Here is a 283-nt window from a genome sequence, read left to right as displayed (position 1 = left end):
GCTCAACACACCGACCCGGCTGCTCGAGGTCTGGACGTACCCGGTGCTCGAGGTGCTCCTCGCCGCCGCACACGTCGCCCTCGGCATCGCGTTCGGGGGCGTGTTCGCGCTCGTCGTCGGCGTCGCCGCTGCGGTCGTGTTCGTGATCGGTTCGATCGCGCTGTTCGTCACGGGCTGGCGCGCGTACGACCAGCAGACTCGCAGCGCGTCGTGGCGCTGCCACGTCACCCGTGTGGTGGTGGCGGTGACCAGCGCGGCCGTCGTCGCGGTGGCGAGCCTGATG

At 71.4% G+C, this 283-nt stretch carries 1 protein-coding gene; it reads left to right on the top strand.

Annotated elements, in window-relative coordinates:
- The coding region (locus BIU91_RS19080; RefSeq protein ID WP_171907875.1) for a hypothetical protein at window positions 1-283 on the top strand (283 nt) is incomplete at both ends.

This window comes from Curtobacterium sp. MMLR14_002 (assembly GCF_001864975.1).
Lineage (GTDB): Bacteria > Actinomycetota > Actinomycetes > Actinomycetales > Microbacteriaceae > Curtobacterium > Curtobacterium flaccumfaciens.
The sequence above is the reverse complement of the archived record's forward strand: the minus strand, read 5'-3'. Positions and strand labels throughout refer to the sequence as shown.